The sequence below is a fragment of the Enterococcus haemoperoxidus ATCC BAA-382 genome (assembly GCF_000407165.1).
Taxonomy (GTDB): domain Bacteria; phylum Bacillota; class Bacilli; order Lactobacillales; family Enterococcaceae; genus Enterococcus_L; species Enterococcus_L haemoperoxidus.
Map to the genome: position 1 here is coordinate 536,874 of NZ_KE136479.1, position 21,864 is coordinate 558,737.

Sequence of the window (21,864 nt, forward strand, 5' to 3'; positions counted from 1 at the left end):
AAATAGGATTAGAACTAGTAAAAAGAAAGCGTACCAACTATAATAAAAGAGACAATAAATAAAGAGGTGGAGAAATGGCATTTAAAGAAAAAGCAACAGTAGAAGGTTGTACGGTATTTTATAAGGTAAATGAACAAGCAAAAAAATACACATTAAAAGATAATGGTTTCACTGAAACGAATTCAGGAAATTTTCAGTTGATTCGTCCCTTGGATGCAACACCCCAAAGTAAAGAAGGCTTTAAATTAAAAATTACGATCGCTGAAGATTTGAAAACACTGAAAATGTCAGTGACAACGGCAAATGGCTTGAAATCTATGAATATCTTTAAGAGCGACTCTCATGAAATGAGTCAGGAAAAGTTTTATTTCTTGATGGATGGTATGATTAGCCGTGATGTTTTGGAAAAAGCTTGAATTTTGAAAATAAGACAAGATCGAAAAAGATCAAGTCTTATTTTTTTGCTTTCAAAATGAAGAAAATTTTTGAAAAGAAGAAAGTTGTTCACTCTTAATGCCTTTACTTCTTCTAAAATACTAGTATAATAAGTATCACTGAAAAGTTACGACCTTCAAATCGTAGATGCATTCAGAATCTAAATTGAAATGATGGTGATCAAATGACAGATAACAGCAAAACTCGTGTCGTTGTTGGCATGAGCGGAGGTGTAGATTCTTCTGTTACGGCGTTGCTTTTAAAAGAGCAAGGCTATGACGTCGTGGGTATCTTTATGAAAAACTGGGATGACACGGATGAAAATGGTGTGTGTACAGCCACCGAAGACTACAAAGATGTAGCGAAAGTTGCCGATCAAATCGGTATTCCTTATTATTCAGTTAACTTTGAAAAGGAATATTGGGATCGTGTATTTGAATATTTCCTTAAAGAATATCGATTGGGACGGACGCCAAATCCTGATGTAATGTGTAATAAGGAAATCAAATTTAAGGCCTTCTTGGAGTACGCGATGCAATTAGGCGCAGATTATGTAGCAACTGGACATTATGCCCAAGTCGAAAGAAAAGAAGACGGCACCGTACGTATGTTACGCGGTGTAGATAATAATAAAGACCAAACTTATTTCTTGAGTCAATTATCTCAAGCGCAATTAGCTAAAACGATGTTCCCATTAGGCGGCATGGAAAAATCAGAAGTTCGCGCAATTGCAGAACGCGCTGATTTAGCAACAGCGAAGAAAAAAGATTCAACAGGTATCTGTTTTATTGGAGAAAAGAACTTTAAACAATTTTTAAGTACCTATTTACCTGCTAATAAAGGAAATATGGTTACTTTAGATGGGGAAATCAAAGGACAACACGATGGTTTGATGTATTATACGATCGGTCAACGCCAAGGCTTAGGTATTGGTGGTGGCAAGGGCTCACAGGAACCTTGGTTTGTAGTCGGGAAAGATCTAGCAACGAATACATTATATGTTGGACAAGGGTTTCATCATGAACAATTATATGCAACGCATTTAGATGCAAGTGAAATTCATTTCACTGTTGATACGGAAATGCCAAAAGAATTTGAATGTACGGCGAAATTCCGCTATCGTCAAGATGATATACCCGTTAAAGTTGTCCTAACTGGTGATGGAACGACAGCCAAAGTAATCTTTTCTGAACCTGTTCGTGCAATTACGCCAGGTCAAGCTGTTGTCTTTTATGACGGTATGGAATGTCTTGGTGGGGGATTGATTGATCAAGCCTACCAAGAAGAAAAAGTATTACAATATATCTAAAAAAAAAACGAGTAGAGAGAATTCCTACTCGTTTTTTTGATTGGAATGTTGTACATAAGCTCTAGATTCTGGTGAAACAACCAGATAAATCATCGAAACGAATTCAACCACACGAAATGCTAACATGATCATTTTAGGAAACATGCTGACCATCATCGGAGGGTAAAAATACATGAGAAAGATGAATGGGATAAAGAGTATTGAGGCTATATATCCTTTTTTACCACCAGTCATTAATCCGGCAATCACAATAATATAAATGAGAAAAACAAAAATCTGATACCAAACATCCGCTCCAAAAGTTCCATTTCCTTCAACCACAGCTTTTAACGCCATGATCAATGAAATGACAAGCAAAATATTATTATATAAAAGTAAATAAATCGCAATCGAGTTCCAAAATACAGGTTTTTTCATCATAAGAAACGTTCCTTTCTGTTCTTTCCATATTTTAGCAAATGCTATTTCTATTCGCAATCAAATAAAAGAAAAACAACGTTTATTCTTTCACTTAGAATAACTTATGGTAAAATTAAAATAATGAACGTTTAAACAAAAAACTATTTCACAAGCACTTAAGTTGAAAATTTTATACTAAGTGACTAGAATAGCTCTTGTAGAAAGAATTGGAGTGATCAAACAATGTACCAAGTTGTTACAATGTACGGCGATAATGAGCCTTGGTGGTTTTTTGAAGACTGGAAGGAAGATATCGAAGAAAATAAAACATTTAACTGTTTAGAAGATGCGGAACGTTACTACATAAAAAAATGGCAAGAACTTTCTTCAACATATGAGTACATAAATACAAAAGTTAATTATTTAGCAGCTTTTTGGAGTGAAGGTGACGAGCGTTGGTGTGAAGAATGCGATGAAGATCTTCAACAATATAAGGGATTGGCTTTGCTGAAAGATTTGCAAGCTGTGACATTTGAAAGTGGCGATGATTTTCATGAGCGCCATAATGATTGTGCAAAACCGAAATGTTGTAAATCTAGCCTTGTTTAGAACGCTGAGAGAAAGGTAAGAGATTAAGATACTAGAATAGTATCTTAATCTCTATATTTTCGTTTTCTGAAAAAATAAATGATTGAAAAAATCAAGAAGTCGAAAAAGAGCGCTTCGAAATGCCAAGGGGAATTTCCCATGACTTCCCTAAAAGGTAGTCCACCAGAAATAATTGGGTAGTAATGGAATTGACTATCTGGCATAAAATTGACTATCATTCCTAAAATAAATTGAATCAAATGCAAAAACAACAGAACGAACATAGTATAGACTAATGAATCTGAAACAGTTTTTTTCTCTAATTCATCTAGGTTTCCTTTTTTTACCTGAAGCAGTACACTGATAGCATTAAAAACAGATGCTATCGCAAATAATGCGGCAACTATAAAAATAATCATTATAAGTATTTGTATATATATCATTTATTTTCCTCCTCTAACTGAAAAATTTTTTCGACAGGCATATCAAAATATTTTGCTATTTTTAAAGACAATGCCAAACTTGGGTTATACTTCGTTTTTTCAATAGCATTCATTGTTTGTCTAGACACGCCTAAATCAGTGGCCATCTGAATTTGGGGTATCTTTTTACTTTCACGTATTTCTTTAATCTTATTATGAACGTTCATGATTATAAGCTCCTAATTTATGTAAAGATATCTTTACTTAATTGTAGCAGAGTCGAATTGAAGAGTAAAGATATCTTTACTTGTTTATCAAAAAAGAAAAGCAACAAAGATTCTTTAGAAAGTTGCTTTTCTTTATGTTGGTATAAATCAATCTTCACAAACCCATTTTCCATCTTCCATATTACAAGAGCCATTTCTTGAGTCATTATTTTCGATCACTTCAATGATCGGAGCTTCTTTTTCTTTGATTGACTGAATTGCTTGGATGATTTGCTCTATTGGCTGGGCACCGCTGATCAAGTATTTTCCATTAACAATCAAGGCGGGGACGCCTGTAAGTTGGTAAGCATTTGCTAAACGAAAATCGTCTTCAACTAAAGCTAAAGTTGTGGGATCAGTAAAAGCTTGTTGCCATTTTTCAAAATCAATCGAACTATCTTTAACAATCGATTCAATCACAGTAATATCATCAATATTTTGACTATTAACGAATAAACCTGTTTGCAATGCATCAAAAATAGCCCAATAACCAGTTTCCCCGCCAACGACACCCGCTGCCTTTGCAGCAAGTAAACCGTTCATAGAAGTTGGAAAAAGAAAATCAGCTTCTTGCATTCCTTCAATATTAAACCGATGAAGATCATCATTTTGATTAGCATGAACCCAATGCGATAAAATCTCGCTTTTCGCATTTTCTCTAGAACCAAACATTCGCTCATGGTCTTCTTCATTTCTAGCTAAAGCAAAAGAGCGGTGAATAATCTTTATTTCGGGCATCTTTTTTTGGACTTGTCTCATTCTATAGGACATGGGAAAACAAAAACTGCAGATAACGTCGTGAAAAAATTCAATTGTGATCATAGTTTCTCCTTGATAATCATTATTTTTTATACTTACAATTAGTAAGTATAAAGTTCTTCTATTTACATTTCAATTAAAAAGCTTAAATTAGAGGCGAAAAGAATATACAGAGTGTGGTAAAATCAACGTATTGACATTTTTGAGATGAATACAATTTACATAAGGAATACAGAAGGTGAGTGAACGAAATGGCAAACAAACAACTAATTATTGCTGAAAAACCTAGTGTTGCCAAAGATTTAAGTAAAGTACTAGGCGCAAATCAAAAAAATAAAAGTTATTATGAAGGACCTAATGTGATTGTGACTTGGGCATTAGGACACCTGTTAGGCTTAAAAATGCCAGAAGATATCAACAAAGAATGGCAATCTTGGCAAATGGAAACTTTACCAATGGTGCCAAAAAATATAGGAATCAAACCATTACCAAAAACTGGCCATCAATTAAAAGCAATCAAACAATTAGCGAATAGAAAAGATGTTACAGAAGCGGTTATTGCAACAGATGCAGGACGTGAAGGAGAACTCGTCGCACGTTGGATCTTAGAGTATGTTCATTTTAATAAACCAGTCAAACGTTTATGGATCTCTTCTCAAACAGACAAAGCAATCAAAGATGGTTTTAAAAAATTAAGACCAGCTAAAGAATATGATAATCTGTACTATTCTGCTTTGGCTCGGGCAAAAGCTGACTGGTTAGTTGGATTGAACGTGACTAGAGCATTAACAGTGAAATACCAAGATAGCTTATCGGCAGGACGTGTACAAACACCGACATTATCTTTAGTTCGTCAACAAGAAAAGAAAATCGAAAGCTTTAGACCACAAGCTTATTTTTCAGTGGATTTGCAAGTCCAAAAAGAAAAAGCTAAACTGGTTCAAAGTAACCCATACGCATTTAAAGAGCGAAACGATGTAGAAGCCTTTGTAAAAAAATTAAGTGAAGGCAAAGGAAAAGTAACGGATATTCAAGAAAAGAGTAAATCAGAACAAGCACCACTCCCTTATGATTTAACTGAAATCCAAAGAGAAGCCAATCAACGTTACCAATTTTCAGCGAAGAAAACATTATCGCTCGTTCAAAGTCTCTACGAATTCCACAAAATTGTGACCTATCCAAGAACGGATAGCAAATATTTAACCACAGATATGAGAGCAACGATGAAAGAGCGTCTGCAAGCAGTAAGTGATTTTGCACCAGAAGTCAAAACCTATATCAAAGACGGCGGACAAGTCAAACTGACTAAAGTCTTCCAAAATGAGAAGGTGACAGATCACCATGCGTTGATCCCAACAGAACAACGCCCACGTTATGAAAAATTAAGTGGCGATGAACAAAAAATCTATAATATGATTGTCACGCGTTTCTTAGGAATGTTTGCTGAATCCCATCGTACAAAACAAACAAAAGTAACCGTAAGCTTTGGCAAAGAACAATTTATCTTCCGTCAAAGTAAAGTTGAAGTTGCTGGTTGGAAACAAGAAAAAGAAGAGGTTGTTCCATCTGTTGACTGGACATTAGGAATGGTGATTCCACCAAATTTCACTATCAATAAAGAACTAACTGCACCACCAAAACCATTGACTGAAGGAACTCTTTTAGGGTTGATGGAAAAACACAGCTTGGGAACTCCAGCTACACGAGCTGAAATCATTGAAAAACTGATTAAATCAGAATTAATGGAGCGCAATACCAACGGTTTAAATGTGTCACCAAAAGGTAAGCAACTACTTGAACTAGTCAACCCATCATTAGTAACCCCAGAGCTAACAGAAAAATGGGAAAAAACATTAGAAGCTATCGCTAAAGGAAAACAAAGCAGTACGGTTTTCTTAAAAGAAATCGAGCAAGACACTAAAAAGCTTGTCAATGAGATTAAACAAAGCGAAAGCAAATACCAAGATTTTTCTATCACGCAAAAGAAATGTCCAGATTGTGGTTCAAACTTACGTGAGAAAAATACGAAAGACGGTAAAATCTATGTTTGTTCTAATAAAGATTGTAACTATCGCCGTAGAAAAGATCCAAAAGTTTCGAATCACCGTTGCTCACAGTGTCACCGAAAAATGGAAATCATCGATGGAAAAAATGGTTCATATTTCAAATGTAAATACTGCTCAATTACTGAAAAAATGCAAGACAAAAAAGAACGCAACAAGAAGCTTACAAAACATGAAGAACGTAAGTTGATGAAGAAATATTCACAAAAAGAAGAACCAGAAGAAAGTGCATTGGCACAAGCATTGAAAGCGGCAATGAAGCAAGATTGATTTTCAATTTGAAAACACTAGTCATCAATAAATTTGGTGATTGGTGTTTTTAATTTAGTAGCAATCATGAAACCGTTTGAGTTCATGTTATAATTTAGAAAAAATACTAATCAGAGAAGAGTGAAAAGATCATGGTTATTAATACTGAACAAGAAAAACGAGATACTAAATTCATGAAGCAAGTACTAGAACTTGCCAAAGAAGCGGCAAAACATGGAAATGAACCATTTGGTGCATTACTCGTAAAAGACAATAAAGTTGTTTTGACTGGCGAAAATCAAATTCACACTAAAAGTGATCCAACATATCATGCAGAATTAGGCATTATTCGCGATTTTTGTTCAAGCCAAAAGATAACAGATTTATCTGAGTACACACTTTATACAAGTTGCGAACCATGTTGTATGTGTGCAGGAGCGATGGTTTGGAGCTGTTTAGGAAGGATGGTCTATAGTTTAGCACACGATGAATTAGCTGAGATTGCAGGATTTAATATTATGATCGGCAGCGAAGAGATTTTTTCAAAAAGCCCAAATAGACCAGAAGTTGTTACAGGTGTGTTAAAAGAAGAGGCAGTGCCGGTTTATGTCGATTATTTTCAAAAATAATGATAAGAAGAGGAAGGAACATAAACATGAGAAAAAATGAATATCTAACCCTAGTTGCGATGGAAGAGTGTGCAGAAATCCAGCAAGCATTGTCAAAGGCAATCAGATTCGGTTTTGACGATCATCATCCATCCAGAGCAGATGAAACCAATGAAGAACAAATGTTGACAGAATTCTATCAATTGACTGCGATGATCGAAGAAATGCAGAATAAGGGAATTATTGCAGACTTTCCTCAGGAAAAAATAAAGAAAGTGAAGCAAGATAAGATTGAAAAAGTTTATAAATATCTGGATTATTCTGAGAAAAAAGGGTTGTTAGAATAAAGGATAAATTTTAACTCAATAATAGTAGGAATGAAACAAAAAAACAGTTTTACTGTAATAATAGTTGCATTGGAGTGTTGTTGGTGGAAAAGAAAGTATGGATTGGTTTATTGTTGATTCTTATTATTGTCTATAGTATGTCCATAAGTGGTAAAAAAGGATCAATTGAAAATGCTGTTATGACAGTTGAGAAGTCTGAAAAATTTAAAACTACTGAAATTGAAACGGCGATTGCTCGTGTGGAGAAGGAGTTTAAAGGATTTACTAACTGTGAGATGACCAAACTCTATTATGATGAAGAAAAATCGAATATAGAAATCAACCATTACTTAATAGAGAATAAAAATGTAAAAAATGCAGACAAAAAAGATTTCATTGTTTTGTATTCTGATTTTGATGTTGGAGAAGAAAATGATCAAAATTCTGGTTTTATGCCAGGCTCTCATCACAAAGATTGGATGTGGTTATTAAAAAGAGATGAATTTTGGAAGTCCTGGGAAGTCGTATCTTTCGGAGTTTAAGCTAGTACTCATTTGATACATAATACTAATATGTGCGATAACGTATATATTTTTAATACAGTCCTAAACTAAAATTTTAAATTTAAGAAAAAACACTTTACTCAATGTGTTTTTCCATATTTCATCCACTAAACCCACATTTCTTATTTTTCCATCAGAATAAAGGAATATTTTAATGAAAAAAGGGCAGAAACATTTGTAATTTACAATAAAAGGAGTATACTCTAAATTGGAATCATTCTAAATTTATTAAAAAGAGTTTCCACACACATATTGTCTTTAGGTTTATTTTATTCTAGGTTTTGATTCATTTTGACAGCGCCAACCAACTGTGCAAATGAATAATTATTTTGAATGAAATCAGCTTATTCTTTTTGTGGAGACAGTAAAAACAAGGGGGATTATTGATGTTTGATATTGTAACATTAGCAAGATTCCAATTTGCAATGACGACAGTCTTTCATTACTTCTTCGTACCGTTTTCAATAGGATTAGCACTTGTAGTCGCAGTCATGGAAACGATGTATGTCGTGAAAAAAGATGAACGTTATCGCAAAATGGCGAAGTTTTGGGGCAACATTTTTCTATTAAGTTTTGCAGTCGGAGTCGTAACAGGAATTATTCAAGAGTTCCAGTTCGGGATGAACTGGTCAGATTATTCACGCTTTGTTGGAGATATTTTTGGTGCTCCACTTGCGATTGAAGCGTTACTTGCATTCTTTTTAGAATCAACGTTCTTAGGTTTATGGATTTTTACTTGGGATAAAGTAAGTCCTAAATTACATTTAACATTTATTTGGTTGGTTGTATTTGGTTCAATGATGTCAGCTTTCTGGATCTTAGCGGCAAATAGTTTTATGCAACATCCAGTTGGTTATACATTAAACAATGGTCGTGCAGAGTTAATTGATTTTGGGGCCGTAATTGGGAATCCAAAAGTTTGGTATGAGTTTACCCACGTGCTATCCGGTGCGATTGTAATGGGCGGAATGATTGTTGCAGGTCTTGCAGCGTTCCAAATTTTGAAAAAACGTGATATGAATTTCCACAAAACGTCTATGCGTATTGGTTTATGGATTGCTTTATTTGGATCATTATCTGTTTTATTCACAGGTGACTTACAAATGAAAGCTTTAATCAATGATCAACCAATGAAATTTGCAGCAATGGAAGGCGATTATGAAGATTCTGGTGATCCGGCCGCTTGGACATTGATTGCGTGGGCAGACGAAGCCCAACATAAACAAGTATTTGGGATTCAAATTCCTTATATGCTAAGTATTCTTTCTTATAACAGTTTATCTGGATCCGTTGATGGAATGGACACAGTGAATGAACGTTTGAAAGAACAATATGGTGACGATAAGAACTATTATCCACCAGTAAACACATTATTTTGGAGCTTTAGAGTCATGGCTGGATTTGGCGCATTGATGCTTCTAGTTTCAGCGTTAGGTTTATTCTTTAGTCGTAAGAAAAAACCATCACTTTATGAAAAACGCTGGATGGTTTGGATCGTGGCATTATGTACGTTTGCACCATTCTTGGCCAATACAACAGGTTGGTTGATCACTGAACTTGGTCGTTATCCTTGGACTGTTTATGGTCTATTTACGATTGAAGATAGTGTCTCACCAAACGTATCAGTGGCTTCATTATTAACATCAAACATTATTTACTTTATTCTTTTTGCAGGTCTAGGCTCAGTAATGGTTTACTTGATTACTGTAGAACTTAAAAAAGGCCCAGATTATGAAGAAAAGAAATTAGCAGAGGCGAACTCTACTGATGTAGATCCATTTGATAAGGAGGTCTTTGGCGAATGAGTACGTTGCAATTACTTTGGTTTGTACTAATTGGTATTTTATTCTCAGGCTTCTTCTTCTTAGAAGGTTTTGACTTTGGCGTGGGTATGTCGGTTCAAACGTTAGCGCACGATGAAGAAGAAAAAGAACAAATCATCCAAACGATTGGACCGGTTTGGGATGGTAATGAAGTATGGCTATTAACAGCAGGTGGAGCAATGTTTGCATCTTTTCCATACTGGTATGCTTCATTGTTTAGCGGATTTTACTTGATTTTATTTATTATTTTAGTTGGTTTGATCATTCGTGGTGTTTCATTTGAATTCCGTCACCGTATGCCAGACGGCAAACGTCGTAGAATGTGGAACTGGACATTATCGATCGGTAGTTTTATTGTTCCATTTTTCTTTGGGGTTTTATTCATTGATTTAGTTCAAGGAATGCCGCTTGATGTTGATGGGAATATGATGGCTTCATTTACAGATTATATTAATGTATTTTCTGTTGTAGGTGGTGTTGCGTTGTCATTATTATGCTACTTGCATGGATTGAACTACATTGCACTGAAAACAGAAGGTCCTGTCAGAGAACGTGCGCGTAATTATGCGTCATTCTTCTATTGGATTTTATATGTTGGCTTAGTTGTATTTGCTGCATTGTTGTACTTTAAAACAGATTTCTTTGATAATAACTTCTTAGTAACGTTATTATTAGTATTAGGAATCGTAGTATTGACAGTGGTTGCTAATGTAAGTGTCTTTAAGAAAAAAGAAATGGTGGCTTTTCTTGCTAGCGGCTTAACATTGATTCTTTTAGTTGCTTTATTATTTAGTGGTCTATTCCCACGTGTCATGATTGGTAGTGAGGGTTACTATGACATCTTGATCAAAGATGCTTCAAGTTCTCCTTATACATTGAAAACAATGACATGGTTATCATTAACGATTTTACCATTTGTATTAGCATATACAGGTTGGTCTTATTATGTCTTTAGAAAACGTATCAAACATCCAGCGATTGCTGCTGTGGGGTATGAAGGATGATCGATAAAGCCATCTTAAAAATGCCGAAAATCAAAAATATCATGATCTTGCTTGCAGGTTTTTCTTTCCTGCAAGCAGTATTTATTATAGGACAAGCATTTTATTTATCTAAAGCCGTTGTTGGGTTATGGGAAGGTGGTCAGTTACGTGACCAGCTGTTGAATATTTTGGTGTTCTTTTTGTTTTATACTGGCAGACATGTAGTGACCTACCTTCGTGAGAAAATGTTGGACACCTTTAGTTATGATCGTTCTCGTGAATTAAGAGAAGCCTTGTTGCAAAAAGTTTTCCGTTTAGGTCCAACAGTGGTTCAAAAAAATGGTACGGGAAATATGATTACAATGGCGCTAGAAGGAATCAGTCAGGCAGAAAATTATCTGCATTTGATCTTGATGAAAATCATGAATATGATGATCATTCCGTGGATTATTTTGATTTTTGTGTTTACCTTAGATGTTCGTTCAGGTGTCGTTTTATTGGTTGTATTTCCTATGATTATTATTTTTATGATTATTCTTGGGTATGCGGCTCAAAGTAAAGCCGATAAACAATACAAAGCCTTTCAGATTTTATCTAATCACTTTATTGATTCATTAAGAGGATTAGATACGTTGAAGTTATTTGGCTTAAGTAAAAAATATGCAGGTAGTATTTATAATACCAGTGAACGATTTAGAGAAGCGACAATGAGTACATTGAAAATCGCAATTTTATCAACATTTGCTTTGGACTTTTTTACCACTTTATCCGTAGCTGTTGTGGCAGTGTTTCTAGGATTAAGCTTATTGGAAGGTGGAATTTTATTATTTCCAGCTTTGACGACGTTGATTTTAGCACCTGAGTTTTTCTTACCCGTTCGTGATTTTGCTAGTGACTATCATGCGACATTGGATGGAAAAAATTCATTCCAGGCAATTCAAGCTGTATTGGATTTACCGGAAATGACTGAAACAGATCGTCTTACTTTAGAGGATTGGACAGCGTTAAGTGAATTGTCAGCTGAACAATTGACGTTCCAATATGAAGAAGCCACACAGCCTGCTTTAAAAGGCTTGGATTTCACAGCAAAAGGGTATCAAAAAATTGGGGTCATCGGTGCTAGCGGTTCTGGAAAATCAACCTTGATCAATGTGCTGAGTGGATTTTTAGCACCTGATGCTGAAACGACAAAAATCGAAGTCGATGGACAATCGATCCCACATTTTCTGCAAAAAGATTGGCAAAAGCAAGTACTTTATATTCCGCAGTCGCCTTATATTTTCCAAGATACATTAGCGAACAATGTTCGTTTTTACACGCCTGAAGCGACAGATGAGCAAATAATAGCTGCTGTTCAGTTGGTAGGATTAGAAACGCTTGTAGCAGAGCTTACAGACGGTTTAAACACGGTGATTGGGGAAAGCGGGAGAATGTTAAGCGGCGGTCAAGCACAGCGTGTAGCGCTTGCTAGAGCCTTTCTAGACAAAACGCGCCGAATTCTATTATTTGATGAACCAACTGCTCACTTAGATATCGAAACAGAAGTGGAGTTAAAAGAAAGAATGCTACCGTTGATGGAAGATCATCTTGTCTTTTTTGCTACTCATCGATTACACTGGATGGCAGAAATGGATTATATTTTAGTGATGGATAAAGGGCAACTGGTTGAAGCAGGAACATTAGCTGAATTGACCGAGAAAAATGGTTACTATGTGAAATTAGTTAATCAAATGAGGGGGACAGAATAATGGAAAATACCCCAACAAATAAAGAATTATATGAAAAGGATCAATGGGTCAAACCATTCTTGAAAAAGTATAAAGGTTTATTGTACTTAGCATTGATTTTAGGTTTTTTAACCTTTTTTAGTGCAGGAGCCTTAATGTTTAATTCAGGTTATTTAATTAGCCGAGCAGCGTCACTGCCAGAAAATATTTTGATGATTTATATTCCAATCGTATTAACGCGTGCCTTTGGAATTAGTCGTCCAGTTTTCCGATATATTGAGCGTCTAGTTAGTCATAATTGGGTTTTGAAAATGACGTCCGACTTGCGTTTGAAGCTTTATATGGTTTTAGAAAAAGATGCAATTTTCTTTAAATCAAAATACCAAACAGGGGATATTTTAGGTTTGTTGTCTGAAGATATCAATCACTTGCAGAATTTATATTTGCGTACGATTTTCCCAACAGTGATTGCTTGGTTATTATATATTTTTATTATTATTGGACTGGGCTTGTTTTCATGGTGGTTTGGCTTGTGCATGTTATTGATGTTAGGTGTAGTGATTTTTCTATTGCCCTTGATTTCAGTATTAGTGAATGGCGCCAGACAAGAAAAGCAAAAAGTCTCTAAAAATGAATTATATAAAACACTGACAGATAACATTTTAGGTGTTTCTGATTGGGTGTTTAGCCAACGGGGACAGGAATTTGTTCATTCTTATGAAAAAGAAGAAGCGAAGTTACGCCAGCTGGATGAACAAATCAAACGCTTTAATCGTTTTCGTGATTTTGTGTTGCAGGTTGCATTTGGTGTGATCACTGTCGCGATTTTAGCTTGGACCAGTGTTCGTTTTCCTGGTAATCATGGTGGGGCAGCTAACTGGATCGCTGCATTTACGTTGACGGTATTCCCGTTGATCGATGCTTTTGCACCGCTACCTGATGCGGCACAAGAAACAAATATCTATAAAGATTCAATCAAGCGTTTAAATGATTTACCTGAAGTGGAAGAAGTAAAGAGTATGTCAAAAGATCTAACGATCACAGATTCAGAAATTAGAATCAGTAATATGTCCTTTTCTTATGAGGGAACTTCAAAGCTTGTTTTGGAAGACTTGAATTTGACGATTCACTCAAAAGAAAAATTGGCAATTTTAGGACGTAGCGGTTCTGGGAAAAGTACTTTAGCAACATTGATTCGTGGTGATTTACAACCTGATAAAGGAACGATCACGTTAAGCGGCATTAAAACTGCTGAGTTTGGCGATCAGATCACGAAATCAATCGGTGTGATTCATCAAACACCTTATCTATTCAGAACAACGATTTTAAATAATGTCCGAATCGGACGAGAAGAAGCCTCAGAAGAAGAGGTTTGGCAAGTGTTGGATAAGGTTGGGTTAAAAGAAATGATCGAGGAATTGCCAGAAGGATTATTAACGATGGTGGATGAAGCTGGTTTGCGTTTTTCTGGTGGTGAACGTCATCGTTTGGCATTAGCTCGTATTTTACTTCAAGATACGCCGGTGGTATTGCTAGATGAACCAACGACAGGTCTTGATCCAATTACGGAACAGCAATTACTAGATACATTCTTTGAGACATTAGCAGATAAAACCATCATTTGGATCACTCATCATTTGCAAGGTGTGCATATGATGGATCGAGTGATTTTCATTGAAGACGGCCAATTGGAAATGAGCGGTTCGCCGCAAGAACTATTAGCGACGAATCTTCATTATCAACAATTGTATGCAATCGATCGAGGAATGAACCAAAATTGATTGGTTAACGAAAGCATTTTAAAATAAAAAAGTTGAGGCAAAACTCTATGAGCTTTGCCTCAAGCTTTTAAAAGCTGAGTAATGGATTAGTATGAACGCTGTAGCAACATTTCTGTCAGTAAAGTTAGTTGCTCTTTGCCTAAACAATCAGGTAATTTTTCGATATCGGCCAATGCTTTTTGGGTGACACGTTTCGCAAATGATTTGGCGTCGTTAACACCGTCTAGCTCGTGAACCAGTTTGGCAGTTTCAGCAGCTTGTACGTCTGTGATATCAGCACCTTTATCTAGATAAACAGCGAATCGTTCTGGTGCTTTTTGCATCGCAAAAATCAGTGGTAACGTATAGACACCTTGCGCTAGATCTTCCAGAATAGGTTTTTTCAGAGTTTTTACGTCTGCGGTATAATCTAGGATGTCATCATAGACTTGAAAGGCAATACCAATGTGGCGACCAATCCGTTTTGCTAAGCGTTGAACCTCAGAGGAAGTATGACCGAAATGAGCACCTTCCAGACAGCTTAAAGAAAATAACTCAGCTGTTTTTCCATTAACGCTGCGCAAGTAATCAGAGATGGACATATCCTTTTTATAGCGTGTATGCATTTGATCTAATTCACCCAGAAGTAATCGTTTCATCGCAGAAGCGTTTGTATGTAGAAAATCTGAACCATTCATCGTTTCAGCAAGTAATTCAAAGAATTCTGTGAATAATAAATCTCCTGTGTAGACGGCAATATCTTTACCATAGCGGGATTGGATCGTGATAGCTCCTCTGCGAAGAGGGGAATCATCGATGATATCATCGTGTATCAGTGTTGCCATATGCAGAATTTCGATCGAAGCGGCGATTTTGATCAATTGTGTGTGATCTTGTTTTTGTTCATCACCGATTTGAGCAAATAAAAAAAAGAAAGCAGGACGTAGTAATTTGCCGCCGGAACTTGTTAATTCGATCAAAGCTGCTTCAATTTCTTTGTTTCTTATTTTAACTTGGTGTTTGATCAATACACAAGTTTCATTTAATTGTTGTTGGATAATAGGAAATTCTTTCCAAAAATCATTCATAACCAATATTCCTTTCAGTAATTCAATACTATTGATTGTATACGATGTTGGTAAAGAAATACAAGCAAATTATTCTGTGAGCATAAAACTAAATATTGTTAGGAGAGAAGAGTATAATTTGAATAAAGAAGTTTTTTTTGAATTAGTTGAACTAAAAGCAAAGACAGCCAGTGTTTTACCCTTTCTTTTAGGAATTTGTTTTAGTTGGTATCATTATGGAAGTTTACATTTAGTTTATGTTCTTATTTATTTTATTGCGATGTTTATTTTTAATATGGCTGTTGATATTTTAGATAACTATAATGACTACCATCATGCCAAAGAAGGGCATGATTATAAAGAGAAGACAAATATTATTGGGCGGGAAAATTTATCCTTACCGATGATCCGTCGCTGGATTATTTGGATGGTGGCAATTTCTGCATTGATGGGTATTGGCTTGTCTCAGATTGTCGGCTGGCCATTATTGTGGTTAGGGCTTTATTGCTACTTGATCGGAATCTTTTATTCTTCTGGGCCTAAACCATTATCAAGTTTGCCGTTGGGGGAATTCTTTTCAGGATTTACGATGGGATTTATGATCATGTTGATTTGTGTCTATATCAACACATTTGATTCTTTTCAGTGGACAGTGAGTAATATTGGCAGTATCTTTTTAGTGTCGTTACCTAACACTTGTTTGATTGCTAATTTAATGTTAGCCAATAATATTTGTGATTTAGAAGAAGATGAAATGAATCATCGCTTTACCTTAGTTCACTATTTAGGGAAGAAAGCATCGATTGGTTTGTTTGTCGGATTGATCTTGATTGCATTTACTTCGATCATTTTGAGTGTTGCTTTAGGTTTAACGCCGATTACGATGTTATTGACGTTACTTGTTTTGCCATTTATTTGGAAGCAAACGAAGTTATTTTTAAAGGAGCAAGTCAAAACAAAGACATTTATTTGCGCTGTTAGAATTTTAGCAGTCGGAGCACTTGCACAAGTTGTATTTTTTGCCATAGGATTGTGGCTTAAATAATAAATAAAAAGGTTAAGAGGGGATTTTAAAAATGAGTAAGCACGTCGTTATTTTAGGCGCTGGCTATGCCGGTTTAAGAGCGTTACATGAATTACAAAAAGGCAACAATGATCTAAAAATCACATTGGTTGATCAAAATGATTACCACTTTGAAGCAACAGATATCCACGAAGTTGCAGCAGGAATCCAAACGTCAGAAAGAATTACTTATCCAATCAAAGATGTTGTAAAATCAGCATGTACGACGTTTGTACAAGGTAGAGTGGAAAAAATCGATAGTGAAAACCAACTGGTTCATTTGAAAGATCAAGAAGAGATTTCTTACGATTATTTGATCGTAGCATTAGGGTATGAATCAGAATCATTCGGCATACCTGGTGTTGAAGAGTTTTCATTAAAAATGGTTGATATCCCAACTTCAGAAAAAGTGTATCAACATTTAACTGAGCAAATGGAAGCTTATAAAGAAACCAAAGACGAAAATTGTCTGAAAATCGTTGTCTGCGGTGCTGGTTTTACTGGGATCGAATTATTAGGTTCATTACATGAAGGGAAGAAAAAACTAGCTGAAATTGCTGGTGTTGATCCTGAGAAAATCCAATTATATTGTGTTGAAGCGGTCACTCGTTTATTACCAATGTTTAGTGAGAAACTTGGCGGCTATGGTATCGATCACTTGAAAAAATGGGGTGTCAATTTCTTAGTTGGAAAACCAATCAAAGAAATCAAACAAGATACTGTTGTTTATTTAGATAACGCAGAAACAAATGAACTAAATGAACTGAACGCTAAAACAATCATTTGGACGACAGGTGTTAGTGGAAGTCACGTTGTGGGTGATTCTGGTTTTGCAGCCAAACGTGGACGTGTGATGGTTAATCCTGATTTAACAGATGCAGGTCACAACAACGTTTATATCATTGGTGACTGTTCTGCTGTTATGGATAAAGAGTCAAATCGTCCTTATCCAACAACTGCACAAATTTCACTTAAAATGGGTGAGCATGCAGGGAAAAACATCAAAGCACAATTAAAAGGGGAACCGACGAAAGAATTTACCTTTAAATCATTAGGTTCAGTTGCTTCTATCGGTAACAGCCACGCTTTTGGTGAAGTTGGAAAAATGGAAGTTAAAGGCTATCCTGCTTCTGTGATCAAAAAAGTAATCATGGATCGTTCATTATTTGAAACAGGCGGTATTAAAGAAATGTTAGCTAAAGGCCGTTTTGATTTTTATCGTTAAAAATTAAGAATACAAATAAAAGCTATGAAAGATTCGCAGTAGAGAGTTGTTTTGAAATGACAGAAAGTCAACGGCTGATGGAAGTTGACCAAAATAACGACTTGAATTACAAATCTGGAGCGAAATATTCTATTCGGGTGAGATCCGTTAGCGTCTTTTGAGTGGAAATTATTTTTAATTTCAACCATGGGTGGTACCGCGTGTATGTATGCGTATGAGACAAAATAAAATGTTTGTTTCCAACGTTTATTCGTCCCTGACAGTCTTTTTCAGATTGTCAGGGACTTTTTTTATGTTCAATAAATTAAATTTATAAGAAAAATGAGGAAAGTAAATGAAGAAAGAATTAAGTGTAAAAGAAGCTTTACTTGTATTTGTGTCATTATTGTTGATTATTAGTATTTGTGTGATCGGTGTTGGAATGAGCCCGATTTTTCCAGTATTATGTGCGCTAGGTTTATTGATTGGCTGGAGTAAATGGCGGGGAGCCTCTTGGGATAAAATCCATGAAGGCATCATCGAAGGGGTGAAAACCGGTATCGTACCGATGGTTATTTTTATATTGATCGGTGCTTTGATTGCAGTTTGGATTGCAAGTGGTGTAATCCCTACGATGATGTATGTAGGATTTTCAGTTATCAGTACTAAGATATTTTTGCCTTCTGCTTTTGTTAGTTGTGCGTTAGTCGGAATTTCAATAGGTAGTGCATTTACAACCGTTTCAACGATTGGTTTAGCTTTGATGGGAATGGGGATATCGATGGGATTCAACTCTGCTATCTTGGCAGGCGCAATTATTTCAGGGGCAGTTTTTGGGGATAAAATGTCGCCACTTTCTGATACGACTAATTTAGCGTCGGCTGTTGCAGGTTCAGATCTCTTTAAACATATTAGAAATATGATGTGGACAACCGTACCAGCTTTTGTTATTTCCTTTATTTTATACGCAGTCATTGGCTTTCAAACAAAGATTGGACAAACTGAATTGGAAACAAAACAGTTTTTAGAAGTGCTGCAAGATAACTTTGCCATTAGTTGGTGGGCGATTTTACCGATTCTATTACTTGTTTTATGTTCAATTAAACGTGTGCCAGCAATCGCTTCATTGCTGGTTACGATTTTAGTTTCTAGTGTGATGTATATGTTCCAAATAAAAAATGTTGATTTGAAACAATTAAGTACAATTTTAGAAAATGGCTTTGTTTCAAAAACAGGGATGGAACAAATTGATGCTTTGCTAACTAGAGGTGGCATCCAAAGTATGATGTGGTCGGTATCGTTGATTCTTTTAACCTTGTCATTAGGTGGTTTATTAATGAAAATGGATGTGATCAGCGTCCTAATGACGCCACTTGCTCATAAACTGAAATCAACAGGCAGTTTGGTTGCGGCTACAGTGTTTAGTGGAGCACTGGCTAATTTGATGATTGGAGAGCAGTATCTATCGATCATATTGCCAGGTCGTGCGTTTAAAGAAAGTTATGATAAAGCCGGTCTTGCACCAGAAGTTCTTTCCAGAGCCTTGGAAGATTCTGGAACTGTCTTAAATTCACTGATTCCTTGGGGCGTAAGTGGTGTGTTTATGGCGAGTACGTTACAAGTTTCTACGTTGGATTATGCACCATTTAGTTTCTTTATTTTACTGTGCCCGATACTGTCGATTCTTTCTGGTATCATTGGAATTGGGATTAATAGATTGGCATCAAATGAAAAAGTCAATTAACATAGAGAAAGCCGGTCAAAATCATTAAAATTTTAAGAGAAACAATGGGGGTACTTTTGTTCGGCTCGTTTTTTAGGTATAATGGATACTGATTGAAAAGAGGGATGTTACATGGCACAAAAACGGAAAAGTGCAAAAAAGAAAAAGACAAAAAAACAACAACAACAGCAAGAACATCTTAATTTCATTTTTCTTGGTATCTTTTTTATCTTCTTTGGATTATTTGGACTCTTAAAATTAGGATTTCTTGGCACCTTGATTGCCAATGGGTTACGCGTAGTTATAGGAAATACTTTTCCAGTAGCAGCTATTTTACTGATGCTTTATGGACTTTCTCTAGTTATTTTTGGGAAAGAATTTCCGATTAAAAAGAGTCGACCGATGATTGGTGGAGTATTCATTTATTTGGGTGTTTTATTATTGCTACAAGCTTATATGTTTCGAAATGTCGGTACCCAGACACCTGATATCATGGGAACTACATGGGAGTTTCTTAGAATGGATCTAAAGGCGAGCACGGTAGCACAAAACGTTGGTGGCGGAATGATTGGTGCTGCGTTATATAGTCTAACGTTCTTTTTGGTTGCTCAATTTGGTAGTTATTTGATTTCAGCTTTACTGATAGCGATCGGTGTATTTTTGATAAGTATGCTGGATTTTCAGCAAGTGATGAATGGATTACAGATTATTCGGGAAAAACTTGGTAGCTTAACTGCTAAAAGTGCGCAACGTCAAGCCGATAAAGAAGCGAAACGGGCCGAAAAACGTGCAGCTAAACAAGCCGAAATGGAGAAACTCGCTCAAGAACGACTGAAAAATGATGTGAGAGAATTAACGCCTGGTGAAAAGTTAGCGCAAGAGGCAAGGGAGCAAGAAGAAAAAGAAATACAAGAACCAGAACAGTTAACGTTGGTTCCAATCGATAGTTTCCAAAGCCAAGCTGAAGTGCAACCTATACAGCAAAAAGTAGCTGCTGAACCTGAAATGGATGAAGGCGGCGAGTTGGACTTTGAAATTTCAGAAGAAGCAGAAGATCGTGATTATGAGTTGCCACCATCAACTTTATTAGATTCGATTCCATCTGCAGATCAAAGCGGAGAATACCAAAAAATCGAAAAAAATATTGGTGTCTTGGAGCAAACCTTCAAAAGTTTTGGGGTTGATGCAAAAGTTGTGAAAGCAAGTCTTGGACCTGCTGTAACGAAGTTTGAAATTCAACCTGCTGTTGGTGTCAAAGTAAGTAAAATCGTTAGCTTGACTGATGACATTGCCTTAGCACTCGCTGCAAAAGATGTGCGAATGGAAGCTCCGATTCCAGGGAAATCATTGATTGGGATCGAAGTGCCAAATAGCACTGTAAGTACCGTTTCATTTAGAGATATCATTGAGGCACAACCAAGTCATCCGGATAAATTATTGGAAGTACCGCTTGGTCGAGATATTTCAGGCATGGTTCAATCAGCTGACTTAGCTAAAATGCCTCATTTACTGATTGCTGGTTCAACAGGTAGTGGTAAATCTGTTGCAATCAATGGGATTATCTCAAGCCTTTTAATGAGAGCAAAACCACATGAAGTAAAACTAATGATGATCGATCCAAAAATGGTAGAATTGAATGTTTATAATGGTATTCCCCATTTATTGACGCCAGTAGTGACTAATCCGCGTAAGGCAGCTCAAGCATTGCAAAAAGTTGTACAAGAAATGGAATTCCGTTATGAGAAATTTGCAGCAACTGGAGTTCGAAATATTTCTGGATATAATGAATTAGTGATTCAAAAGAATTTAGAAGATGGCGAAAATCGTCCGATTTTACCGTTTATTGTAGTAATTGTAGATGAGTTAGCAGACTTGATGATGGTTGCCAGTAATGAAGTGGAAGATGCAATCATTCGTTTAGCGCAAATGGCCCGAGCAGCTGGAATCCACATGATTTTAGCAACACAGCGTCCTAGTGTGGATGTTATTACAGGAATCATCAAAGCAAATGTTCCATCTCGTATGGCTTTCGCTGTTTCAAGTGGAACGGATTCAAGGACTATTATTGATAGTAATGGGGCGGAGAAGCTTTTAGGTCGAGGGGATATGTTGTTCCTGCCAATGGGTGAAAACAAACCGATTCGAGTGCAAGGAGCCTTTATTTCCGATCATGAAGTTGAACGAATCGTTTCTTTTGTAACAGAACAACAAGAAGCAGATTATCAGGAAAGTATGATGCCAACAGAAGAAACAACAGGTAGCAGTAATGAAGCATCTCAAGACGAACTATATGAAGAAGCAAAATCTTTAGTTGTAGAGATGCAGACTGCAAGTATTTCCTTATTGCAAAGACGCTTTAGAATCGGTTATAATCGAGCAGCACGCTTAGTGGATGAATTAGAAGATCATGGGGTTATTGGCCCATCAGAAGGAAGTAAACCAAGAAAAGTTTTTCTTGAACCTATAGCGGATGAGGAACCGATAGATCATGGAACTGAATAAGATATCAAAAAAATGGGGTCAGATT

At 36.1% G+C, this 21,864-nt stretch carries 20 protein-coding genes; 15 read left to right on the forward strand and 5 right to left on the reverse strand.

Features of this window, described 5'->3' with window-relative positions:
- The first annotated feature begins 74 nt into the window (after positions 1–74).
- Positions 75–416 (forward strand): DUF1831 domain-containing protein, encoded by a 342-nt coding sequence (locus tag I583_RS02575; protein WP_010762994.1) that lies wholly within the window; start codon positions 75–77, stop codon positions 414–416.
- Between the two features lie 203 nt (positions 417–619).
- Positions 620–1,744: a tRNA 2-thiouridine(34) synthase MnmA gene (gene mnmA, locus I583_RS02580; protein WP_010762995.1), complete on the forward strand. Its 1,125-nt coding sequence runs from the start codon at positions 620–622 to the stop codon at positions 1,742–1,744.
- 24 nt (positions 1,745–1,768) lie between these two features.
- Here mnmA and I583_RS02585 read toward each other — a convergent pair whose 3' ends face one another.
- Positions 1,769–2,164, reverse strand: a complete 396-nt coding sequence (locus I583_RS02585; RefSeq protein WP_010762996.1) for a hypothetical protein — start codon at positions 2,162–2,164, stop codon at positions 1,769–1,771.
- A gap of 222 nt (positions 2,165–2,386) precedes the next feature.
- Here I583_RS02585 and I583_RS02590 point away from each other — a divergent pair, with 222 nt between their 5' ends.
- Positions 2,387–2,752, forward strand: a complete 366-nt coding sequence (locus tag I583_RS02590) for a DUF1033 family protein (protein ID WP_010762997.1) — start codon at positions 2,387–2,389, stop codon at positions 2,750–2,752.
- A 44-nt stretch (positions 2,753–2,796) separates the two neighbouring features.
- Here I583_RS02590 and I583_RS02595 read toward each other — a convergent pair whose 3' ends face one another.
- From I583_RS02595 to I583_RS02605, 3 genes are all read right to left on the reverse strand, one after another.
- Entirely contained in the window at positions 2,797–3,174 is a 378-nt protein-coding gene (locus I583_RS02595; protein WP_010762998.1) for a hypothetical protein, read from the reverse strand.
- Positions 3,171–3,380, reverse strand: coding sequence for a helix-turn-helix transcriptional regulator (locus I583_RS02600; RefSeq protein WP_010762999.1), 210 nt, complete (start codon positions 3,378–3,380; stop codon positions 3,171–3,173). Before I583_RS02600 ends, I583_RS02595 begins: the two co-directional genes overlap by 4 nt.
- 147 nt (positions 3,381–3,527) lie before the next feature.
- Positions 3,528–4,241, reverse strand: coding sequence for a DsbA family oxidoreductase (locus tag I583_RS02605; protein ID WP_010763000.1), 714 nt, complete (start codon positions 4,239–4,241; stop codon positions 3,528–3,530).
- A 188-nt stretch (positions 4,242–4,429) separates the two neighbouring features.
- On the opposite strand from I583_RS02605, the gene I583_RS02610 reads away from it, so the two are divergent.
- The 8 genes from I583_RS02610 (at position 4,430) to cydC (ending at position 14,301) form a co-directional block, all read left to right on the forward strand.
- Positions 4,430–6,511, forward strand: a complete 2,082-nt coding sequence (locus tag I583_RS02610; RefSeq protein ID WP_010763001.1) for a DNA topoisomerase III — start codon at positions 4,430–4,432, stop codon at positions 6,509–6,511.
- Positions 6,512–6,642: 131 nt separating this feature from the next.
- The gene (locus I583_RS02615; protein ID WP_010763002.1) at positions 6,643–7,119 is read left to right on the forward strand and encodes a nucleoside deaminase; all 477 of its coding nucleotides are present in this window, start codon (positions 6,643–6,645) and stop codon (positions 7,117–7,119) included.
- A gap of 26 nt (positions 7,120–7,145) precedes the next feature.
- Positions 7,146–7,445, forward strand: coding sequence for a nucleoside triphosphate pyrophosphohydrolase family protein (locus tag I583_RS02620; protein ID WP_010763003.1), 300 nt, complete (start codon positions 7,146–7,148; stop codon positions 7,443–7,445).
- An 83-nt stretch (positions 7,446–7,528) separates the two neighbouring features.
- Complete coding sequence (locus I583_RS02625; RefSeq protein ID WP_010763004.1) at positions 7,529–7,966, forward strand: hypothetical protein; 438 nt, start codon at positions 7,529–7,531, stop codon at positions 7,964–7,966.
- Positions 7,967–8,373: 407 nt separating this feature from the next.
- Entirely contained in the window at positions 8,374–9,792 is a 1,419-nt protein-coding gene (locus I583_RS02630) for a cytochrome ubiquinol oxidase subunit I (RefSeq protein ID WP_010763005.1), read from the forward strand.
- A complete protein-coding gene (cydB, locus tag I583_RS02635) occupies positions 9,789–10,814 on the forward strand; it encodes a cytochrome d ubiquinol oxidase subunit II (protein ID WP_010763006.1) in 1,026 nt (341 codons plus the stop codon). Before I583_RS02630 ends, cydB begins: the two co-directional genes overlap by 4 nt.
- On the forward strand, positions 10,811–12,541 hold the full coding sequence (gene cydD, locus I583_RS02640) for a thiol reductant ABC exporter subunit CydD (protein WP_010763007.1): 1,731 nt from the start codon (positions 10,811–10,813) through the stop codon (positions 12,539–12,541). The genes cydB and cydD overlap by 4 nt, the downstream gene beginning before the upstream one ends.
- Positions 12,541–14,301: a thiol reductant ABC exporter subunit CydC gene (gene cydC / locus I583_RS02645; protein ID WP_010763008.1), complete on the forward strand. Its 1,761-nt coding sequence runs from the start codon at positions 12,541–12,543 to the stop codon at positions 14,299–14,301. Before cydD ends, cydC begins: the two co-directional genes overlap by 1 nt.
- Positions 14,302–14,387: 86 nt before the next feature.
- Here cydC and I583_RS02650 read toward each other — a convergent pair whose 3' ends face one another.
- Entirely contained in the window at positions 14,388–15,368 is a 981-nt protein-coding gene (locus tag I583_RS02650; RefSeq protein ID WP_010763009.1) for a polyprenyl synthetase family protein, read from the reverse strand.
- A 118-nt stretch (positions 15,369–15,486) separates the two neighbouring features.
- On the opposite strand from I583_RS02650, the gene I583_RS02655 reads away from it, so the two are divergent.
- From I583_RS02655 to I583_RS02670, 4 genes are all read left to right on the forward strand, one after another.
- Positions 15,487–16,392, forward strand: a complete 906-nt coding sequence (locus I583_RS02655) for a prenyltransferase (protein ID WP_010763010.1) — start codon at positions 15,487–15,489, stop codon at positions 16,390–16,392.
- A 31-nt stretch (positions 16,393–16,423) separates the two neighbouring features.
- On the forward strand, positions 16,424–17,635 hold the full coding sequence (locus I583_RS02660; protein ID WP_010763011.1) for an NAD(P)/FAD-dependent oxidoreductase: 1,212 nt from the start codon (positions 16,424–16,426) through the stop codon (positions 17,633–17,635).
- 334 nt (positions 17,636–17,969) lie between these two features.
- Complete coding sequence (nhaC, locus tag I583_RS02665; protein ID WP_010763012.1) at positions 17,970–19,358, forward strand: Na+/H+ antiporter NhaC; 1,389 nt, start codon at positions 17,970–17,972, stop codon at positions 19,356–19,358.
- A 111-nt stretch (positions 19,359–19,469) separates the two neighbouring features.
- On the forward strand, positions 19,470–21,839 hold the full coding sequence (locus tag I583_RS02670; RefSeq protein WP_010763013.1) for a DNA translocase FtsK: 2,370 nt from the start codon (positions 19,470–19,472) through the stop codon (positions 21,837–21,839).
- Positions 21,840–21,864: the final 25 nt, after the last annotated feature.

Excerpts from the sequence above, each read along its gene's own strand:
- I583_RS02575 (WP_010762994.1), top strand. The coding sequence starts at position 75 with ATGGCATTTAAAGAAAAAGCAACAGTAGAAGGTTGTACGGTATTTTAT.
- mnmA (WP_010762995.1), top strand. The coding sequence starts at position 620 with ATGACAGATAACAGCAAAACTCGTGTCGTTGTTGGCATGAGCGGAGGT.
- I583_RS02585 (WP_010762996.1), bottom strand. The coding sequence starts at position 2,164 with ATGATGAAAAAACCTGTATTTTGGAACTCGATTGCGATTTATTTACTT.
- I583_RS02590 (WP_010762997.1), top strand. The coding sequence starts at position 2,387 with ATGTACCAAGTTGTTACAATGTACGGCGATAATGAGCCTTGGTGGTTT.
- I583_RS02595 (WP_010762998.1), bottom strand. The coding sequence starts at position 3,174 with ATGATATATATACAAATACTTATAATGATTATTTTTATAGTTGCCGCA.
- I583_RS02600 (WP_010762999.1), bottom strand. The coding sequence starts at position 3,380 with ATGAACGTTCATAATAAGATTAAAGAAATACGTGAAAGTAAAAAGATA.
- I583_RS02605 (WP_010763000.1), bottom strand. The coding sequence starts at position 4,241 with ATGATCACAATTGAATTTTTTCACGACGTTATCTGCAGTTTTTGTTTT.
- I583_RS02610 (WP_010763001.1), top strand. The coding sequence starts at position 4,430 with ATGGCAAACAAACAACTAATTATTGCTGAAAAACCTAGTGTTGCCAAA.
- I583_RS02615 (WP_010763002.1), top strand. The coding sequence starts at position 6,643 with ATGGTTATTAATACTGAACAAGAAAAACGAGATACTAAATTCATGAAG.
- I583_RS02620 (WP_010763003.1), top strand. The coding sequence starts at position 7,146 with ATGAGAAAAAATGAATATCTAACCCTAGTTGCGATGGAAGAGTGTGCA.
- I583_RS02630 (WP_010763005.1), top strand. The coding sequence starts at position 8,374 with ATGTTTGATATTGTAACATTAGCAAGATTCCAATTTGCAATGACGACA.
- cydB (WP_010763006.1), top strand. The coding sequence starts at position 9,789 with ATGAGTACGTTGCAATTACTTTGGTTTGTACTAATTGGTATTTTATTC.
- cydD (WP_010763007.1), top strand. The coding sequence starts at position 10,811 with ATGATCGATAAAGCCATCTTAAAAATGCCGAAAATCAAAAATATCATG.
- cydC (WP_010763008.1), top strand. The coding sequence starts at position 12,541 with ATGGAAAATACCCCAACAAATAAAGAATTATATGAAAAGGATCAATGG.
- I583_RS02650 (WP_010763009.1), bottom strand. The coding sequence starts at position 15,368 with ATGAATGATTTTTGGAAAGAATTTCCTATTATCCAACAACAATTAAAT.
- I583_RS02660 (WP_010763011.1), top strand. The coding sequence starts at position 16,424 with ATGAGTAAGCACGTCGTTATTTTAGGCGCTGGCTATGCCGGTTTAAGA.
- nhaC (WP_010763012.1), top strand. The coding sequence starts at position 17,970 with ATGAAGAAAGAATTAAGTGTAAAAGAAGCTTTACTTGTATTTGTGTCA.
- I583_RS02670 (WP_010763013.1), top strand. The coding sequence starts at position 19,470 with ATGGCACAAAAACGGAAAAGTGCAAAAAAGAAAAAGACAAAAAAACAA.